Genomic DNA, 16,759 nt, shown 5'->3' with positions numbered 1-16,759 from the left:
ACGCCCGCACTCCACCTCACTCCCGCGGGTCGATCCCGTCCAGTCTCGCCACGTCGTCGTCGGTCAGCTCCAGCCGCGAGGCCGCGACGTTCGACTCGAGGTGGCCCACGCTCGACGTGCCGGGGATCGGGAGGGTCACGTCCGAGTGCTCGAGCAGCCACGCGAGCGCGACCTGCCGGGGCGTCGCGCCGTCGTGGTCGGCGGCGACCGCCTCGAGCACCTCGGCGACCTCGTCCTCCTCGACCGCGTACATCGGTCCCCACGGGATGAAGCCGACGCCGTGGCTCTCACACGCCCGGAGGACGTCCTCCTCGTCGCGGTTCCCCACGTCGTAGCGGTTCTGGACCGTCGCGATCTCGACGATCTCCCGTGCGGTCTCGAGCTGCTCCACCGAGACGTTCGAGAGCCCGACGCGGTCGATCTGGCCGGCGTCCTTCATCTCGGCGAACGCGTGGACGGACGCTTCGAAGTCGGCGTCGGGGTCCGGGCGGTGGTACTGGTAGAGGTCGATGGAGTCGGTTCCGAGCCGGTCGAGGCTACACAGGACCTGGTTCCTGAGGAAATCCGGGTCGCCGTGGGGGATCCAGTCGCCCTCGCGGTTCCGGAGCAGCCCGGCCTTCGAGGCGACGACGACGTCGTCGTCCGCGCCGAGCTCCTCGCCGATCAGCCGCTCGCTGACGCCGGGGCCGTAGGAGTCGGCCGTGTCGACGAAGTCGACACCGAGGTCGACCGCTCGCCGGATCACCGACTTCGCCGCCCGTTCGTCGGCCGGTCGTCCGACGATGTCCTCGCCGGTGACGCGCATGCCGCCGAAGCCGAGTCGGTTGACCGTCAGGTCGCCGCCGAGGTCGAAGGTGTCGTCCGGATCGACGTGTTCCGTGACCATACGGACGCCTCGTCCGCCAGCGGCAAAGCCGTGGGGGTCGGCGTCCAGCGAGGGATCTTCCACTCGAAGCTTTATCACGCGTCCGACCGCACTCGGCGCATGGCCGAATTCGAGCGGTTGGTATTGACAGGCACGCCACGCGAACGGGGGATCGAACACGGCGAGCGGTTCGCCGAGGAAGTCGCGGCCAACGTCGAGACGTACCGCGAGCGGTTCGCCCACGAGGGCGTCGACATCGACGCCCTTCGGGAACAGGCCGCCGAGTACGTCGAGTACGTCGAACGCGAGAGCCCCGACTACGCCGCGGAGATGCGCGGGATCGCCGAGGGCAGCGGCGTAGACCTCGTCGATGTGACGATGCTCAACGTCCGGTGGGAGGTGATCTATCCGGCGTGGAAGGCGCAGACGGAGAAAGCGAACGAGCCCCCGCGGAGGGCTCGTCCGCCGCCGGGGAGCCGAGCGAGTCCGGCCGGGCGAGCGAGCCCGACCCGCCGGTCGACGGCTGTACCAGCTTCGGGGTGATGCCGTCGGCGACCGCGGACGGGACGACCTACATGGGCCAGAACTGGGACTGGCTCGCCCCGGTCGCGGACACGCTCTTCCTGATGGAGCTGCGCCGCGAGGACGCGCCCGACGCCCTGGCGATGACGGAGGCGGGCATCGTCGGCGGGAAGGTCGGCGTGAACGAACACGGCATCGGGATCGCGGTCAACGGCCTGATCTCCGGCGACGACGGGGAAGACGGGTTCCGGAAGCCCTACCACGTCCGGTTCCGCGAGGTGCTCGACGCCGAGCGGTACGACGACGCGCTCCGGCCGATCCTGGAGACGGACCGGGTCTGCTCGGCGAACGTCCTCGTCGGCCACGCCGACGGCGAGCTGATCGACCTCGAGGCCGCCCCCGAACTGGTCAACACGATCTACCCCGAGGGAGGCGTGCTCACGCACTCGAACCACTTCGAGACCGACGCGGTCGAGAGCGTCAACGAGCGGCGCGGCCCGAGCACGCTCTACCGCGCCGAGCGCCTCCGGCGGCTGCTCGCCGAGGAGGTCGACGCCGGCGACGCGGGACGGGAGGGGATCGGCTCCGGAGCGATCCGCGACGCGCTGCGGGACCACTTCGGCCGCCCGTCGAGCATCTGTAGCCACGTCGACGAGTCGCTCCCCGAGGTCGAACACGGGCAGACGAACGCCAGCCTCGTCATCGACCTCCGGGAACGGCGGATACTCGGCCAGCGCGGCCCGCCCTGCGAGGGCGAGTACCACGAGTACGCGCTCTGAGCCGGGAGCCGTCGCGAACCGGCCTGAACCGGGCCGATTCCGCTCGCCGAGTGCCGGTCCCCCCGGACCCCAACACGTATCTCTCGCCCGTGAGTGGATGTCGCATGGTACGGCACATCTCGACGGACGCCGGCTACGACAGCGACTTCCCGTTCTCACAGGGCGTGATCCACGGCGACACCGTCTACACCGCCGGACAGATCCCGAAGGACCCCAAAACGCGCGAGATCGTGGGCGAGACGATCGGCGAACAGACGCACGCGACGTTCGACAACCTCGAGGCCGTCCTCGAGGCTGCGGGGACCTCCCTCGAGAACGTCGTCAAGGCCACGGCGTTCCTGACGGACATGGACGACATCGAGGATTTCAACCGGGCGTACCGCGACCGGATGCCCGCGCCGTATCCCGGACGGAGCACCGTCGAGGTCGCCGCGCTGGCCATCGACATCACGGTGGAGATCGAGATGGTCGCGGCCATCGAGTAGGCCTGCAGGGAGCCCCGACGACCCCGGCATCCCCGCTCAGCCGGCGATCCGCCGGTATCCCGATCGGGCCAGCCTCCCGGACCCGATCAGGGTCAGGACGGCCGCCCCGAACACGACGCCGGAGTGAACGAGATCGAACGACTGGAGCGGGGTGTACCGCCCGGCGATGAGGAGGACGACCAACGACAGCCACACCAGATAGCCGCCGACCGCGATCCGATGGAGGGCGCTCATGGGGCCGGATCGTTGACCTCGTCACTTATCGCTACCGTGTTCGGCGGACCGATACCCGCTTGACGAGTCGGGTTCCCTCCCGATCCTGATCGGCCGAAAACTGCCAGCAGAAGCTCCAAAACGTATATATAGGAAACGGGCCGGGCGCGATTTGAACACGCGACCGACGGATTAAGAGTCCGTCGCTCTCCCTAACTGAGCTACCGGCCCTCGAACTCTCGTACCCGAGTCACGGTAAAAGGCCTTTTCATTCGCCGGGCGACGCGCCGGCGACGACGACAACCTCACCCGACCGACCGAAGACGCCGATATCGGGCGAGAACACGTGGAAACCGGACGATCGCGACGGCTCGTTTCGCCGAGGTCCCGTGACGAGAGCGCACTCGTTAAGTGTCGTCCCGCGGAAACTCGCTCCAATGAGTGGCGCATCCGGCTCGGCACGCACGCGGTACGCGATCCTCGGCTGCGGGAGCGTCGGCCACGCGGTCGCGGAGTCGCTCTCCGATCGCGGCAAGGACGTGCTCATCCTCGACCGCGACGAGAGCCGCGTCGAGGCGCTGCGGGACCAGGACCTCAACGCCCGCGTCCAGGACATCGCGGAGCCCGACGTCGTCGACGCGCTCGACGACCGGGACATCGTGTTGATCCTCGCCTCCGACGTCGAAGCCAACAAGGCGGCCGTCTCCGCGATCCGCGAGGTCGACGGCGACCAGTACGTGGTCGTGCGGGCGTCCGACCCGGTGAGCGAGGACGAGCTGCGCGAGCGCGGCGCGGACGTGGTGATCAACCCCTCGACGGTGATCGCCGACAGCGCCCTCCAGTCGCTCGAGACGGGCGAGCTGGAGTACATGGCCCGCCAGCTCGCGGAGATCATCGAGGGCGGCGGCGACCGGATGGCGATCCTCACCCACGACAACCCCGAGCCGGACTCGATCGCGTCGGCGACCGCGCTTCAGGCGATCGCGGGCGCGTTCGGGGTCGAGGCGGACATCCTCTACTCCGGCGACGTGGGGCACCAAGAGAACCGCGCGTTCGTGAACTTACTCGGGATCGACCTGCGCTCGCGGGCCGATGCGCCGCCGCTCTCGGAGTACGACACGGTCGCCGCGGTCGACCTCGCGAAGTCCGCCGAGGACGACGTGGACCCCGAGACGGGGATCGACGTCTACATCGACCACCTCGAGTCGGACGCACCCCCGGACGCGCGGTTCGTCGACGTCCGGACCAACGTCTCCTCGACATCGACGATCCTCACGAAGTACCTCCAGGAGTTCGACCAGTCGCCGACGGAGGCGGTCGCGACCGCCCTGTTGTACGGGATCCGCGCTGAGACGCTGGACTTCAAACGCGACACCACGCCCGCGGACCTCACCGCGGCCGCGTACCTCCACCCGTTCGCCAACCACGACACGCTCGAGCAGGTGGAGTCACCGTCGATGAGCCCCGAGACGCTCGACGTGCTGGCCGAGGCGATCCAGAACCGGCAGGTCCAGGGGAGCCACCTCTTCTCGACGGCCGGGTTCATCCGCGACCGCGAGGCGCTCGCGCAGGCGGCCCAACACCTCCTCAACCTCGAGGGGATCACGACGACCGCCGTGCTCGGGATCGCGGACGACCACATCTACCTCGCGGCCCGCTCGAAGGACATCCGGCTCAACATCGGCAACGTCCTCCAGGAGGCGTTCGCGGAGATGGGCGACGCCGCCGGCCACTCGACGCAGGGCTCCGTCGAGATCCCGCTCGGCATCTTCACGGGCATCGAGGCGAGCGGCGGGAACCGCGACACCCTCCTCCACCTGACCGAGGAGGCGGTCCGCCGGAAGCTGTTCGACGCGCTCGGCGTCGAGGGCGCGACAGAGGGCGGAAACGGGTCGTAGGCGGCGTCCGCGCCCTCGCGAGCCGATGCGTCCGTCGCACACGCCGGGGACGGCTTTTTATCCGCGGTCGGCGACTCCCCTCGCATGACCGACCCGTTCGTCGTCGTCGGTGCCGACGCGGCCGGACTGAGCGCCGCCAGCAAGTTCCGCCGCGAGGCCCCCGACCGCGACGTCGTCGTCTTCGAGAAGGGCCGCTGGATCTCCTTCGCGTACTGCGGGATGCCGTACTTCATCGAGGGCCGGATCGAGCGCATCTCGAACCTGCTCTCGCTGTCGCCGAGCGAGGTGGACGAGCGGGGAATCGACCTCCGACGCGGCCACGAGGTCGTCGGCGTCGATCCCGACGACGGAAGGGTCGCGGTCGAGACCGCCGACGGCGACCGGCTCGAGCAGGCGTATTCCGACCTGCTCGTCGCGACCGGCGGCCGCGCCGTCACCGGCCCCTTCGACGTGCGGGGGAAAGACGGCGCGTTCACCCTCCACGACATGGACGCCGCGGCGGCGATCGACGCGTACGTCGCCGATCCCGACGAGTACGACCCCGGCCGCGCCGACGCCCCGGCGGTCGACCGCGAGCGCGTCGACCGCAACGCGGCCCTGCCAGCCCCCGAGACCGCCGCCATCGTCGGCGGCGGGTACGTGGGCGTCGAGATGGCGGAGGCGCTCGCCGGCCGCGGGCTCGAGGTACACCTCTTTCAGCGCTCCGAACACCTCCTCCCGCCGTTCGGCGAGGCGGTCGGCGAGCGCGTCGAGGCGGAACTCGAAGAGCGCGGCGTGACCGTCCACACGGGAAGTCCCGTCGAGGAACTCGTCGGCGACGGCCGGATCGAGGCGGTCGCGGTCGACGGCGAGTCGATCGCCGTCGACCTCGCGGTCGTCGGCGTCGGGATCGAGCCGAACGCGGAGCTGCTCTCCGGAACCGGCGTCGAACTCGGCGAGGGCGGCGCGATCCGAACCGACGAGTACGGGCGGACGAGCCTCCCGGACGTGTACGCCGCCGGCGACTGCGCGACGGCGACCCACGCGGTCACCGGCGAGGAGGCGTGGATGCCGCTCGGACTCACGGCGAACCGGTCCGGCCGCGCGGTCGGCGCGACGGTCGCCGGCGATCCGACGCCGGTCGGCGACATCGTGGGAACGGCCGTCGTCAAGGCGTTCGACCAGGAGTGCGGCCGCGTCGGGCTCGTCGAGGAGAAGGAGGCGGTCGAGGCCGGCTTCGACCCCGTGAGCGAGACGGTCACCGCGGGGTCGCGCTCGGGGTACTATCCCGGCGCCGCCGAGACGGACGTGACGCTCGTCGCCGACCGCGACACGAAGCGACTGATCGGCGGGAGCATCGTCGGCCCCGATCGGGCGGCCGTCCGGATAAACACCCTCGCGACCGCGCTGGAGGCGGACCTCACCGTTCCCGAACTCGAACGGCTCGATCTCGCGTACGCGCCGCCGTTCAGCCCGGTGTGGGACCCGGTACTGGTCGCGGCGAAGGTGTTGAACGGGTCGCTCGAGGGGTAAGGGGGACTCAGTCGTCCGCGTCGGCGCTCGAGGAGCCGGAGTCGGGTCCCGCGTCCGGACCCGTTCCGCCGATCGCCGCCAGCCCGCGACCGGCGAGGAATCCGACGGTCCCGAGCGCGACCGCGCCGGCGACCGCGAGCGCGAGGGGTTCCGCGACCGCGAGCCCGGTCGAGAGCGGGCCGCCGGCCGCACCGCCCGCCCCACCCCCCGCGTCGACCGCGATCCCGCCGCCGGCGACGAGGCGGATCCGGGGGCCGACAAGTTCGAGGAGCGCCGCCGCGACCGGTCCGTACGCGAGAAGCACGCCCGGGAGGAGGCCGCCGCCGACCCGCGTGAAGCCCGCCACGCCGATCGCGGCCACGGCCGTACAGGCGGCCGCGACCGCGACCGGGTCCGCTCCCGCCGACGGCGCGGCCCGGAGGCCGACGAGCGAGAGCGCGAACCCGGTCGCGCTCCAGACCGCGGCCCGCTCGAACCCCGCCTCCCCGAGGAGGACCCGCGCGAGTCGCGTCATTCCGGTCGCGTCGCGCCCCGCCCCTCCCGGTCGGGGGTGAGGTTCCCGTGTTCGTCTATCTCGCCGGCGACGATGCGCGTCGAGGAGATCCGCTCGCCGTCGGCGGCGGGAACGTGGTCGACGACGACGATCTCGAGGGGATCGTGGCCGCGGGACTCGCGGATCTCGTTGATCCGTTTTCCTCCCTCCTTCGTCTCCGGCGAGACGATCAGCGCGTCGAACCGCGGCTCGACGGCGATCCCCGTCGGTTCCTCCAGTTTCCTGACCGTGAACTCCCGGTCGTGCGCCGCGGCGAGGGGTTCGAGTTCGGCCTCCAGGTCGCGTTTCCGCCCCTCGTAGGGGCGGACGTACCGCTCGACGTGTCGGGTCTTCGGGGCGAGCTCGTCGGATGTCAAGCCGACGGTCACGTCACCCAGCTCGAACGCCCGTTCGAACAGCTTCCGGTGGCCGTCGTGAACGGGGTCGAACGTGCCGCCGAGCGCGACGTTCATGTCCGTGCGTTGCGCGGCCGGGACTTAAATCATCCCGAACCGGCCGCGGCGTCGGCCGGTCTCGGTAGGTCTCGGTCGGTTCGACTATTCGTCGTCGGAACCGTGACCGGTCACGTCGTCCTCCCCGTCCGCACCCCCACTGTCCGCGTCCGCCTCGTCCGCGTCCTCGTCCGTCCCGGCGACGGAGATCTGAACGGGTTCGTCGTCGCCCTCGGCGGACTCGCCGCCCAGCCGCCGGTCGAGGTTGAAGACGGCGTTGAGCTCGGCCTGGACGTCGCCGACGACGCCGCGAACCAGCTCGCTCGGCGCGATCGCCTCGTACTCGTAGGGGTTGTTGCCCGCCCCGTCGGCCTCGCGTTTCCCCCGCGAGACGGTCCCCTCCTCGTGGAGCTCCGCGAGCGCCTCCCGGACGGTGCTCGGATAGAGGCCGGTCCCGTCGGCGACCTCGTCGCTGGTGCTGTCGGGGTTCTCGCGGAGGTAGACGTAGATCCGCGCCCGCGTCTCGGTGTCGAGCAGCCACGCCAACAGGTCCACGACGTTGTCGTCGAACCCCTTGACGGCCTTGTCGGCCCCCTCGCCGAGCCGCTCGCGGGTCTTTCGGAGCTCCTCTTTGGTTCGCTCCGCCGGCGATTCGTCGTCGCCGTCGCCGACGATGTCGTCTCCGCGTTCGGCGTCGTCGTCCGTGGTCATGTCCGAAACCTCGCTCCGCGCGCTGAAAAGGGTTTCTCGTCGCTTTCGTTCCGACGGAACGCGGATCGGGCGGCGTCCGGATCCGACTCCCGTCCGGGCTCAGCTCCCGTCCAACACGAGATCCGCACACAGCGCGTCGAGCCCGCCCTCCTCGCGGATCCGGCGCTGGCGCGCGGTCCCGCTCTCGGCGTCGTACAGGTCCCGGATCCCGTCGACGCCGAGCCGGTCGCACTCCCGCTCGACGAGTTCGCCGAGCGAGACCGTCCCCTCGCCGTCGCGCGTGACGAACGACGCGTCGCGGCCGTGCCGGATCGCGCGCCACTTGTTCTCGTCCAACAGCTCGCGGCGGAGGTCCGGATCGGGCTCGGAGCCGGAATCAGGTTGGGAGCCGGAGTCGGGTCCGGAGCCGGCCGCCCCGTCGTCGTACCGCTCCGCGAGGTCGACGACGAGCGCGTGGACGTACTCGACGAACGCGAGGGTCCGCTCCGGGTCGCGCTGGGCGTCCGGCGCGCGCACCTCGACGGTGCCGTGGCCGGTGTGGGGGCGCACGTCGAACCAGAGCTCCCCCCGGTCCTCGATCGACCCCTGCTCGACCATGCGGCGCTCGAACCGGTCGAACGACTCGAAGTCCGCGAACGCCGAGGGGATCCCCGTGTTCGGGAGGTTCTCGAATATCTTCGCGCGCGCCGACGCCAGCCCGGTGTCGTGGCCGTTCCAGAACGGGGAGTTCGCCGACAGCGCGAGCAACACCGGACAGTACCACCGGAGGCGGTTGGCGATCCACACCGCCTTGTCCGCGTCGTCGACGCCGACGTGGACGTGGAGCCCCGCCGTCGTGTTCCGGTGTTGGGGGTACTGGATCCGGTCGAGCTGCGAGCGATAGCGCGGCTTCTCGGCGTGGTCCAGCTCTCGCCACCGCGCGGCCGGGTGGAGTCCCGCGGCCGCGATCCGGTAGCCGTCGGCGGCGGCGTGGTCGACGAGCGCCTCCCGGACCGACCGGAGCGCGTCGCCCGCCTCGGCCGGGTCCTCGATGAGCGGCGTCTGCGCCTCGATCGTACACTTGAACAGCTCGTGGTCGAACCCATCGGGGACCGCCGCCGGCGGGTCGCGGCCGTACACGAGGTCGTCGGTCCCGGAGGTCGGGCGACCGTCGGCGTCCACGATGAAGAACTCCTCCTCGATGCCGAGCGTCCCCGTCCGGGTGAACGCGTCCCGCGAACCGAGTTCCATTACGGGCCGATTAGCCCGTGCGTTATTATAAGGATTGGATGGGGGAAATCGCTTCGTGGCGGTCCCGTGTCCGGGTCGTCTCGAGAAACCGTCGAGACGCCTCGAGAAACCGTGCCGGATCGCGTGTACTCGCCCGCGAGAAACCGAACCGAAAGCCGGATCGTGAACGGAGGGAACGAACCGCCGGAAAACGAGTCGGACCGGGGGTTCGGGGCGTCCGCGTCCCCGGCTCAGCCGAGGAGGTAGCGGGCGGCCGGGAACCGCTCGATCAGGGGGGTTCCGCCGACCTCGATCCGCTCGATGTAGGCGTCGAGGCCGAGGATCCGGCCCGCGCCGAAGGCGGCGACCGTGAGGAACACGGCCGCGTAGATGAGCGTCGAGTCGAACAGCGCGAGGAACTCGCCCGCCCAGCCGCCGAGGTAGAACATCGTCATCTGGACGGCCCCGCCGAGGGCAGCCAGCCGGACGAACGCCCCGGCGATCAGCGCCGCGCCGATGAGCACCTGCGTCACCGGGACGACGACGTTGACGACCTCCATGAGCGCCGGCATCGACGCCATCGCGGCGTAGAGGCCGCTGACCGGGCTCGCGGGGTCGACGTTCGCGAGGTAGCCGCTCGCGTCGAACGGCCACTCGCTCACCTTCCCGATGCCCGCGAACAGGATCATCCCGCCGATGAGTGCCCGGAGCACGACGATGAACAGCGCCGACAGCGAGTGCGCCTTCCCCAGCAGCGTGATTCCGCCGAACTCCCCGCCGAACTCGTTCGTGGTTTTGGTGGACATAGTGTCTCTCTCCACTTACGGATACGCCGGGTGACCACATAAGCGGAGAAGGGCGTTCCACGCCGCAGGGAAGGGAATCACCGACTCCCCCGGTCGGCGGGGTCTTTATACCTGATCGGGCCATGCTCGGGCCGCGGCGGGGGCTCCGGCTCCGACCGGTCTACCACTCCTCGCCGCTCGCCAGGTCCACGGCGGCGTCCGGTTTCGCGGAGGGGCAGACGTCGCCGAGCACGCACTCCGCACACTCCGGGTTCCGGGCGGTACAGACGGCGCGGCCGTGGTCGATCATGAGATGTGTGAACTGCTGCCAGTCCTCCTCCGGAACGATCTCGAGGAGGTCCTCCTCGATCGCCTCGGGCCGCTCCTCCTCGGTTATCCCGAGCCGCCTCGTGAGCCGCTGGACGTGCGTGTCGACGACGATCCCCTCGACGACGTCGTGGCCGTGCTGGAGGACGACGTTCGCCGTCTTGCGCCCCACGCCCGCGAGGTCCGTGAGCTCGGACATGGTGTCGGGGACCTCGCCGTCGTGTTTCTCCGCGATGTCCGCGCACGCGGAGCGGATGTACTTCGCCTTGTTGTTGTAGTAGGTGATCAAGTCGATCGCCTCGGCCAGCTCCTCCTGTGGCGCGTTCGCGTACTCCTCGGGGGTCTCGTAGGTCTCGAACAGGTCCGCACAGACCGCGTTGACGCGCTCGTCGGTACACTGCGCCGAGAGGATCACGGCAATGAGCAGCTCCAGGCGGTTCGAGTAGTTGAGCGAGATCGTCGAGTCGGGGTACTCCTCGTAGAGCCTCTCGAGAACCTCCTCGACCTGCGCCTCGCGCGTTTCGAGCGGCGTTCCCATACGCGTCGCAGTCGCCGGTCGGCATAAAGCGATCCGGAACCGCCCGGTTCCTCCGCGTGGATCGGTCCGCCCCGGCGGCGGAGCGACAGCTTCAGGGGCCCTCCGGGCGACGGACCGACGTGTCACGCTCCCGCGACCGGACCCGACGCCATCCGGCGTACCTCCGGCGGCCCGAGGAGTTCTACAGCCTCTGGATCGCCGCCACGTCGACGTACGGGGTCGGCGACATCGTCTCGACGATCGCCTTCCTCACGTACGTCCCCGCCATCGAGGAGGCCAACCCGGTGGTCGCCTTCGCGCTGGACTCCTTCGGGCTCGCCGGGCTCGTCGCGCTCAAGATCGCGGTGTACCTCGTCATGCTGTGGATCAGCGTCCTCGGAGCCCGGGAGGGCGACGGCCTCCTCTATTATTTCCCGCCCGTCCTCCTGACCGCCGTCGGGCTCTACCTCACCGGCTCGAACGTCTGGCTGATGTGGATCGCGACGTGAGCAGGGCTCCGCCCGGATCCTCGGCGAGTGAGACGTTCAGAACGGCTTTCGGTCGATACAGGCGAAGGAGTGAACGATCGCCGGAGCGGTGGCGCGCCGGTGAGTGGTCGCCGTAGGCGACCGCGAACCGCCCGCGAGGGACGCGATGAGTGCTCGGAGAGCGCGAATCGCGAGGTTGGGGAGGCGTGAGGTGCGGTTGCGGGGCGGTTGGGTGGGACTCAAAGGGGCAGTCGCGAGGGCGAAGACGCGCGACGCAAGCACCGCAGGGAGCGAGTGAAACGAGCGACCGAGGAGCACAGCGAGCGCATCGAGTCCTCGCGACTGGGGCTTTGGAGATGTTCATCGCGCCAACAACGATCCCATTCTACTCACCTCGATCACTCACGAAATAGCCGTTCTATAAGCACTCCTCAGCCACCAGTCGTTTCGGACGGGAATATATTCGAAGAAGCGAATTCGACCGCGCCGACGGACGGATCCGGGGGAAGCGAAGAGACAGGTCTACGCCGACAGCTCCTCGACGACCTCGCTCACCCGTTCGATCGCGTCGTCGACGTCCTCGCCGTCGATCCCGAGGTTCGTCGTGAACCGCGTCGTGTACGTGTCGAACTCGCCGCAGCCGACGCCGGCGTCGGTACAGGCCTCGACGAAGTCGCTCGCCTCGATCCCGGCCGCCTCGGTGTCGGCGACGACGATGTTCGTGTCCGGTTCGGGAACCGAGACCCCCGGAAGCGCGTCGAGGCCGGCGGCGAGTGCGGCGGCGTTCGCGTGGTCCTCCGCCAGGCGATCGACGTTCTCGAGCGCGAGCAGGCCGGGCGCGGCGATCATGCCGGCCTGTCGCATCCCGCCGCCGAACAGCTTGCGAACCCGCCGAGCCTCGTCGATGAAGTCCTCGTCGCCGGCGAGGATCGAGCCGACCGGCGCGCCGAGGCCCTTCGAGAGACAGAAGGTGACGCTGTCTACCTCCTCGAGCAGCGAGGGCGCGGGCTCCTCGAGCGCGACGCTCGCGTTGAACACGCGCGCGCCGTCGAGGTGGACCGGAACGCCGGCGTCGTGTGCGGCCGTCGCGGCCGCGTCGAGCCGCGCCTTCGGCACGGCGACCCCGCCGCGGTAGTTGTGGGTGTTCTCGAGGCTCAGGAGGCCGGTCCCCGGCCGGTGGAGGTCCTCCTCGACGATCTCCCGCTCGACCGCCTCCGCGGTCGGGACGCACCGCTCGCCGGCGTCGATCGTCCGCGTCTGGAGCCCCGAGAGCGCCGACGCGCCCGCGAGCTCCCAGCGGTAGACGTGCGACTCCCGCTCGAGGAGGACCTCCTGGCCGGGCTCGGTGTGGACGTTGATCGCGATCTGGTTCGCCATCGTCCCGCTCGGCGTGTAGAGGGCCGCCTCCATGCCGACGGCCTCGGCCGCGCGGCGCTCCAGCTCGTTGACCGTCGGGTCGTCGCGGTACACGTCGTCGCCGACCTCGGCGTCGCGGGCGGCGTCCCGCATCGCCTCGGAGGGTTTCGTGACGGTATCCGACCGCATATCGATGAACTCGTCCGTGGACATTCCTGTACCGGCGTTTCGCGGCCGGCGTCATATAGTCCGCGCTCGCGGAACGGTCGCGTTCGGGGCTCGGAACGATCCCACGTCCCGAGGATCCGCGAGCGCGTCCTTCTTAACGCACCCGGCCGTTTCACGGGGTATGGCAACGGAAGCCGCATCCGACGACGGGTCCGACGCGCCGGACGCGTACGACGCCCTCCTCGAGCGCGCGAAACGCTGGAACGCGGTCGGCAGCGCCGCCGGCGTGCTCGGCTGGGATCAGCAGGTGATGATGCCCGAGGGCGGCACGCCCGCCCGCTCGAAACAGCTCTCCGCGCTCTCGTCGGTCCGCCACGACATGCTGACCGACGACGAGACCGCCGCCCTCCTCGACGAGCTCGCCGACGCCGACCTCACCGACGAGCAGGCGGCGGTCGTCCGCGAGATCCGTCGGGAGCACGAGCGGGCCGACGCGGTCCCCGTCGAGCTCGTCGAGCAGATCTCCGAGGCGAGCTCGGAGGCGCTCGCGGCCTGGGAGGAGGCGAAAGCCGAGGACGACTTCGAGGCGTTCGCCCCGCACCTGGAGCGACACGTCGAGCTCAAACGCGAGTACGCCGAGCACGTCGACCCCGACCGCGACCCCTACGAGGTGCTCTTCGAGGAGTACGAGCCGTGCCTCTCCATCGACCGCGCGGAGGCGATCCTCGAGGAACTCCGGGAGGCGCTCGTCCCCATGATCGACGCGATCCGCGAGTCCGACCGCGACCTCGCCGTCGACACCTTCGAGGGGACCTTCCCGACGGACGACCAGGAGGCGCTCGCGCGCGACGCCCTGGAGACGGTGGGGTACGACTTCGACCGCGGCCGGCTCGACGTCTCCTCGCACCCGTTCACCTCCGGCAACCAGTTCGACTGCCGGGTGACGACGCGGTTCGACGAGTCGGACCCGCTCGCCGCGGTGGGCTCGACGATCCACGAGTTCGGCCACGCCCAGTACAACCTCGGGCTGCCGCAAGAGGAGTGGGGCACGCCGCTCGGCGAGTCGCGCGACCTCTCGGTCCACGAGTCGCAGTCGCGGCTCTGGGAGAACCACGTCGGCCGGAGCCGGGCGTTCTGGGAGCACTTCCTGCCGACCTTCCAGGAACGCTTCCCCGACACCGCGGACGCGACCGTCGAGGATGCCTACGAGGCCGTAAACCAGGTGTACGAGGACAACCTCATCCGGGTCGAGGCCGACGAGCTCACCTACCACCTCCACATCGTCGTCCGCTTCGAGATCGAGCGCGACCTGGTCCGCGGCGACCTCGCCGTGGAGGACGTGCCCGAAACGTGGAACGACAAGTACGAGGAGTACCTCGGGATCCGCCCCGAGAACGACGCGGAGGGCTGTCTCCAGGACATCCACTGGAGCCACGGCAACTTCGGCTACTTCCCGACGTACTCGCTCGGCTCCGTCATGGCCGCCCAGCTGTACGCGGCCGCCGAGAGCGAGATCGACGACCTCGAGGGCTCGGTCGCCGACGGCGACTTCGACCCGCTCCACGAGTGGCTCGGGGAGAACGTCCACCGGCACGGCTCCCGCTACGAGACGAACGAGCTGGTGAGGCGGGCGACCGGGGAGGACTTCTCCGCCGACGCGTTCCTCGCGTACGTCGAGGGGAAGTACGGCGAGCTGTACGACCTCTAAGGGGCGCGCGACTCGCCAGTAACTCGCCGCCCGGCTCAGACCTCGCGAGCGATCCGCTCGCCGACGTCGAGCCCGTTCGCGAGCGCGGCGTGGAGCCGCCCCTCGCCGGCGACCCAGTCGCCGCAGACGTACAGCCCCTCCTCCGCCGCGGCGTCGACCGGATCCTCGCCGTCCGCCGGATCGCGGTCGAGTTCTCCTTCCGGGATCGCGTAGCGCCACCCCTGGTGGTCCGTCCAGTCGGGGTCCAGCAGGCGGTCGTCTCCGACGATCTCGGCGGCGTGGCCGGCCAGTTCCGCGACGTTGTCGGCGGGGTCGGCGTCGTAGCGCTCGGCCGACCACTCGCCGCCGGCCTGGACGACGAGCAGCGACTCGCCGTCGGGGACGTGGCCCGCCTTACACTCCTCGCGGGAGATCCAGCCGACCGCGTGTTCCTTGTCCGTGTTCACGAGCCCGTAGTACGGCCGGTCGAGCGCGAAGGAGTAGTGGAGGACCGCGGTCCAGACGGTGCGGTACGGCACGTCGGCGGCGGCCGCCCGGAGCGACTCGCGGGCCGGCGACTCCCATTCGGCGTCGGCGAGGAGTTCGGCGGTCTGCGGGGCCGGCGGGTTCACGAGCAGGACGTCGAAGGGACCCCAGGAGTCGCCGTCGGTGTCGACGAGGGTCCAGGCGGGGTCGTCGCCCGCGCCGTCCTCAGTCCGCCGGACCGTCTCGACTCGGGTGCGGCGGTGGACCGTCGCGTCCGTCCCGCCGAAGAGCCGCTTCGCGATCTGGGTGAGCCCCATGCGGTAGCTCCACTTGTGGTCGTCGGCGTCGCGGCCGGACGACACCTCGCCGGACTCCTCGAAGGTGTGGATCGGCTCCGTCACGTCGACCATCCCCTCCTCGTCGAGCGTCTCCGTCACGAGGTCGACGACGCGCTCGTCGTCCGATTTGAGGTAGTTCGCGCCGTAGTCGTACACGAGGTCCCGCTCGTCGTTCCGTCGGGTCGCGGCCCGACCGCAGAGCCCGCCCGACTTCTCGAGGACGGTCACCTCCGCGTCCGGGACGGCCGAGTCGAGGACGTGCGTCGCCGCCGCCGCCGCGGCGCCCGCCCCGATGATGCCGATGGTGGTCATCGATGTGTATCAGGTACGGCCGCGGAGGCATAACGGTTGCCGGGGTCAGAAGGCGATCTCGAAGCGCGCCCCGCCGTCGTCGCCCTCGGTCGCCGAGACCTCCCACCCGTGTCCCTCCGCGATCTGCGCCACGATCGAGAGCCCGTAGCCGGTCCCCTCCTCGCTCGTCGAGTAGCCGTACTCGAACACCTCCCTGCGCACGTCTTCGGGGATCCCGGGACCGTCGTCCGCGACGTACAGCGCTCCGCCGTCGGGCGTTCTGCCCACGCTGACGGTCGCGTCGTCGCCGCCGTGATCGACCGCGTTTCGAAAGAGGTTCTCCAACAGCTCCCTGAACCGGCTCTCGTCGGCGTCGATCCCGCCCAGGTCGCCGTCGACGCGAAGCGTGGCCTCGCCCGTCTCCACGTTCCGCCACGACTCGCGGACGACCGCCTCGACGTCGACGGGTTCGGTCTCGCCGATCGACCGGCCGTCCTTCGAGAGCGCGAGCACGTCGTCGACGAGGTCGTCGATCCGCGAGAGCGACTCCGCGATGCTCTCCAGTTCGGGGGCGTCGTGCTCCTCTCGCGCGATGTCGGTGTAGCCGATCGCGACCGAGAGCGGGTTGCGGATGTCGTGTGCGAGGATGTCCGCGAACTCGTCGAGCCGCTCCTTCTGATCGCGGAGCTGTTCCTCCCGACGCTTCCGCTCGCTGATGTCGCGGATGATCCCCGTGAAGTACTGCTCGCCGTCGTACTCGTGTTCCCGGAGGCTGATGAGCGTCGGCACCTCGTGGCCCTCCTTGTGGCGGGCGGGGAGCTCGATCCCGTCCCAGTCGATGTTCCGCTCGCCCGTGTCGACGTACGACGCGAGCGCGGCCGCGTGGACGGGCTGGAGCCGATCGGGAATGATCTTCATCTTCGAGCTGCCGATCAGCTCCTCGGGCGCGTACCCGAGGATGTCCTCGACCGCCGGGTTGGCGTAGACGATCTCGCTTTCCGCGTCGATCGTCAACATCCCCTCCGAGGCGTTCTCGACGAGCGTCCGGTAGAAGTCGTCGGAGTCGGTGGGAGGGGGTGAGCTCATCGCGTACGAAAACCGGTAGTAGACGCCGGTAATTAACGTTTGGTTCCGCCGG

18 protein-coding genes and 1 tRNA gene are annotated in these 16,759 nt (G+C 70.1%); 7 read left to right on the top strand and 12 right to left on the bottom strand.

Going from position 1 to position 16,759, the window contains the following annotated elements; translation table 11 throughout:
* Window positions 1-16 precede the first annotated feature (16 nt).
* Window positions 17-886 (bottom strand): aldo/keto reductase, encoded by an 870-nt coding sequence (locus tag AXA68_RS09930; RefSeq protein WP_066416032.1) that lies wholly within the window; start codon window positions 884-886, stop codon window positions 17-19.
* A 99-nt stretch (window positions 887-985) separates the two neighbouring features.
* Between AXA68_RS09930 and AXA68_RS17110 the strand changes: the two genes are divergently transcribed.
* The 3 genes from AXA68_RS17110 to AXA68_RS09915 all read left to right on the top strand — a co-directional run bounded on the left by AXA68_RS17110 (window position 986) and on the right by AXA68_RS09915 (window position 2,651).
* A complete protein-coding gene (locus AXA68_RS17110; RefSeq protein ID WP_066416030.1) occupies window positions 986-1,408 on the top strand; it encodes a hypothetical protein in 423 nt (140 codons plus the stop codon).
* Window positions 1,408-2,166 carry a C45 family autoproteolytic acyltransferase/hydolase gene (locus AXA68_RS09920; protein WP_066416028.1) on the top strand — a complete coding sequence of 253 codons (759 nt, stop codon included), beginning with the start codon at window positions 1,408-1,410 and terminating at the stop codon, window positions 2,164-2,166. Before AXA68_RS17110 ends, AXA68_RS09920 begins: the two co-directional genes overlap by 1 nt.
* A gap of 104 nt (window positions 2,167-2,270) precedes the next feature.
* Complete coding sequence (locus AXA68_RS09915; RefSeq protein WP_066416021.1) at window positions 2,271-2,651, top strand: RidA family protein; 381 nt, start codon at window positions 2,271-2,273, stop codon at window positions 2,649-2,651.
* A gap of 36 nt (window positions 2,652-2,687) precedes the next feature.
* Here the strand turns inward: AXA68_RS09915 and AXA68_RS09910 are convergent, their stop codons facing one another.
* A complete protein-coding gene (locus tag AXA68_RS09910) occupies window positions 2,688-2,885 on the bottom strand; it encodes a hypothetical protein (protein WP_066416020.1) in 198 nt (65 codons plus the stop codon).
* A gap of 136 nt (window positions 2,886-3,021) precedes the next feature.
* Window positions 3,022-3,095, bottom strand: a tRNA-Lys gene (locus AXA68_RS09905).
* Window positions 3,096-3,301: 206 nt separating this feature from the next.
* Between AXA68_RS09905 and AXA68_RS09900 the strand changes: the two genes are divergently transcribed.
* Window positions 3,302-4,762 carry a DHH family phosphoesterase gene (locus AXA68_RS09900; protein ID WP_066416019.1) on the top strand — a complete coding sequence of 487 codons (1,461 nt, stop codon included), beginning with the start codon at window positions 3,302-3,304 and terminating at the stop codon, window positions 4,760-4,762.
* An 84-nt stretch (window positions 4,763-4,846) separates the two neighbouring features.
* Entirely contained in the window at window positions 4,847-6,274 is a 1,428-nt protein-coding gene (locus tag AXA68_RS09895; protein WP_066416018.1) for an FAD-dependent oxidoreductase, read from the top strand.
* A gap of 7 nt (window positions 6,275-6,281) precedes the next feature.
* Here the strand turns inward: AXA68_RS09895 and AXA68_RS09890 are convergent, their stop codons facing one another.
* The 6 genes from AXA68_RS09890 to nth all read right to left on the bottom strand — a co-directional run bounded on the left by AXA68_RS09890 (window position 6,282) and on the right by nth (window position 10,828).
* The gene (locus tag AXA68_RS09890) at window positions 6,282-6,788 is read right to left on the bottom strand and encodes a hypothetical protein (protein ID WP_066416016.1); all 507 of its coding nucleotides are present in this window, start codon (window positions 6,786-6,788) and stop codon (window positions 6,282-6,284) included.
* The gene (locus AXA68_RS09885; RefSeq protein ID WP_066416014.1) at window positions 6,785-7,279 is read right to left on the bottom strand and encodes a phosphopantetheine adenylyltransferase; all 495 of its coding nucleotides are present in this window, start codon (window positions 7,277-7,279) and stop codon (window positions 6,785-6,787) included. The genes AXA68_RS09890 and AXA68_RS09885 overlap by 4 nt, the downstream gene beginning before the upstream one ends.
* Window positions 7,280-7,363: 84 nt before the next feature.
* A complete protein-coding gene (locus tag AXA68_RS09880) occupies window positions 7,364-7,969 on the bottom strand; it encodes a winged helix-turn-helix domain-containing protein (RefSeq protein WP_066416012.1) in 606 nt (201 codons plus the stop codon).
* Between the two features lie 99 nt (window positions 7,970-8,068).
* Window positions 8,069-9,199 carry a glutamate--cysteine ligase gene (locus AXA68_RS09875; protein ID WP_066416009.1) on the bottom strand — a complete coding sequence of 377 codons (1,131 nt, stop codon included), beginning with the start codon at window positions 9,197-9,199 and terminating at the stop codon, window positions 8,069-8,071.
* 230 nt (window positions 9,200-9,429) lie between these two features.
* Entirely contained in the window at window positions 9,430-9,984 is a 555-nt protein-coding gene (locus AXA68_RS09870) for a DoxX family membrane protein (RefSeq protein ID WP_066416006.1), read from the bottom strand.
* A 160-nt stretch (window positions 9,985-10,144) separates the two neighbouring features.
* A complete protein-coding gene (gene nth / locus AXA68_RS09865) occupies window positions 10,145-10,828 on the bottom strand; it encodes an endonuclease III (protein WP_066416003.1) in 684 nt (227 codons plus the stop codon).
* Window positions 10,829-10,947: 119 nt separating this feature from the next.
* Here nth and AXA68_RS09860 point away from each other — a divergent pair, with 119 nt between their 5' ends.
* Window positions 10,948-11,316, top strand: a complete 369-nt coding sequence (locus AXA68_RS09860; RefSeq protein WP_066418517.1) for a hypothetical protein — start codon at window positions 10,948-10,950, stop codon at window positions 11,314-11,316.
* Between the two features lie 501 nt (window positions 11,317-11,817).
* On the opposite strand, the gene AXA68_RS09855 is transcribed toward AXA68_RS09860, so the two are convergent.
* Window positions 11,818-12,864 carry a threonine aldolase family protein gene (locus AXA68_RS09855; protein ID WP_066416000.1) on the bottom strand — a complete coding sequence of 349 codons (1,047 nt, stop codon included), beginning with the start codon at window positions 12,862-12,864 and terminating at the stop codon, window positions 11,818-11,820.
* A gap of 136 nt (window positions 12,865-13,000) precedes the next feature.
* Between AXA68_RS09855 and AXA68_RS09850 the strand changes: the two genes are divergently transcribed.
* Window positions 13,001-14,527, top strand: coding sequence for a carboxypeptidase M32 (locus AXA68_RS09850; protein ID WP_066415995.1), 1,527 nt, complete (start codon window positions 13,001-13,003; stop codon window positions 14,525-14,527).
* Window positions 14,528-14,562: 35 nt separating this feature from the next.
* Here AXA68_RS09850 and AXA68_RS09845 read toward each other — a convergent pair whose 3' ends face one another.
* On the bottom strand, window positions 14,563-15,642 hold the full coding sequence (locus AXA68_RS09845) for an NAD(P)/FAD-dependent oxidoreductase (RefSeq protein ID WP_066415992.1): 1,080 nt from the start codon (window positions 15,640-15,642) through the stop codon (window positions 14,563-14,565).
* Window positions 15,643-15,687: 45 nt separating this feature from the next.
* On the bottom strand, window positions 15,688-16,707 hold the full coding sequence (locus AXA68_RS09840) for a two-component system sensor histidine kinase NtrB (RefSeq protein ID WP_080505223.1): 1,020 nt from the start codon (window positions 16,705-16,707) through the stop codon (window positions 15,688-15,690).
* Window positions 16,708-16,759 lie beyond the last annotated feature (52 nt).

This window comes from Halorubrum aethiopicum (genome assembly GCF_001542905.1).
GTDB lineage: Archaea > Halobacteriota > Halobacteria > Halobacteriales > Haloferacaceae > Halorubrum > Halorubrum aethiopicum.
The sequence above is the reverse complement of the archived record's forward strand: the minus strand, read 5'-3'. Positions and strand labels throughout refer to the sequence as shown.

Coding starts and splice junctions, on each gene's coding strand:
- AXA68_RS09890 (WP_066416016.1), bottom strand. CDS start 6,788: ATGACGCGACTCGCGCGGGTCCTCCTCGGGGAGGCGGGGTTCGAGCGG.
- AXA68_RS09885 (WP_066416014.1), bottom strand. CDS start 7,279: ATGAACGTCGCGCTCGGCGGCACGTTCGACCCCGTTCACGACGGCCAC.
- AXA68_RS09915 (WP_066416021.1), top strand. CDS start 2,271: ATGGTACGGCACATCTCGACGGACGCCGGCTACGACAGCGACTTCCCG.
- AXA68_RS09895 (WP_066416018.1), top strand. CDS start 4,847: ATGACCGACCCGTTCGTCGTCGTCGGTGCCGACGCGGCCGGACTGAGC.
- AXA68_RS09855 (WP_066416000.1), bottom strand. CDS start 12,864: ATGTCCACGGACGAGTTCATCGATATGCGGTCGGATACCGTCACGAAA.
- AXA68_RS17110 (WP_066416030.1), top strand. CDS start 986: ATGGCCGAATTCGAGCGGTTGGTATTGACAGGCACGCCACGCGAACGG.
- AXA68_RS09875 (WP_066416009.1), bottom strand. CDS start 9,199: ATGGAACTCGGTTCGCGGGACGCGTTCACCCGGACGGGGACGCTCGGC.
- AXA68_RS09930 (WP_066416032.1), bottom strand. CDS start 886: ATGGTCACGGAACACGTCGATCCGGACGACACCTTCGACCTCGGCGGC.
- AXA68_RS09880 (WP_066416012.1), bottom strand. CDS start 7,969: ATGACCACGGACGACGACGCCGAACGCGGAGACGACATCGTCGGCGAC.
- AXA68_RS09900 (WP_066416019.1), top strand. CDS start 3,302: ATGAGTGGCGCATCCGGCTCGGCACGCACGCGGTACGCGATCCTCGGC.
- AXA68_RS09840 (WP_080505223.1), bottom strand. CDS start 16,707: ATGAGCTCACCCCCTCCCACCGACTCCGACGACTTCTACCGGACGCTC.
- AXA68_RS09850 (WP_066415995.1), top strand. CDS start 13,001: ATGGCAACGGAAGCCGCATCCGACGACGGGTCCGACGCGCCGGACGCG.
- AXA68_RS09920 (WP_066416028.1), top strand. CDS start 1,408: ATGCCGTCGGCGACCGCGGACGGGACGACCTACATGGGCCAGAACTGG.
- AXA68_RS09870 (WP_066416006.1), bottom strand. CDS start 9,984: ATGTCCACCAAAACCACGAACGAGTTCGGCGGGGAGTTCGGCGGAATC.
- nth (WP_066416003.1), bottom strand. CDS start 10,828: ATGGGAACGCCGCTCGAAACGCGCGAGGCGCAGGTCGAGGAGGTTCTC.
- AXA68_RS09910 (WP_066416020.1), bottom strand. CDS start 2,885: ATGAGCGCCCTCCATCGGATCGCGGTCGGCGGCTATCTGGTGTGGCTG.
- AXA68_RS09845 (WP_066415992.1), bottom strand. CDS start 15,642: ATGACCACCATCGGCATCATCGGGGCGGGCGCCGCGGCGGCGGCGGCG.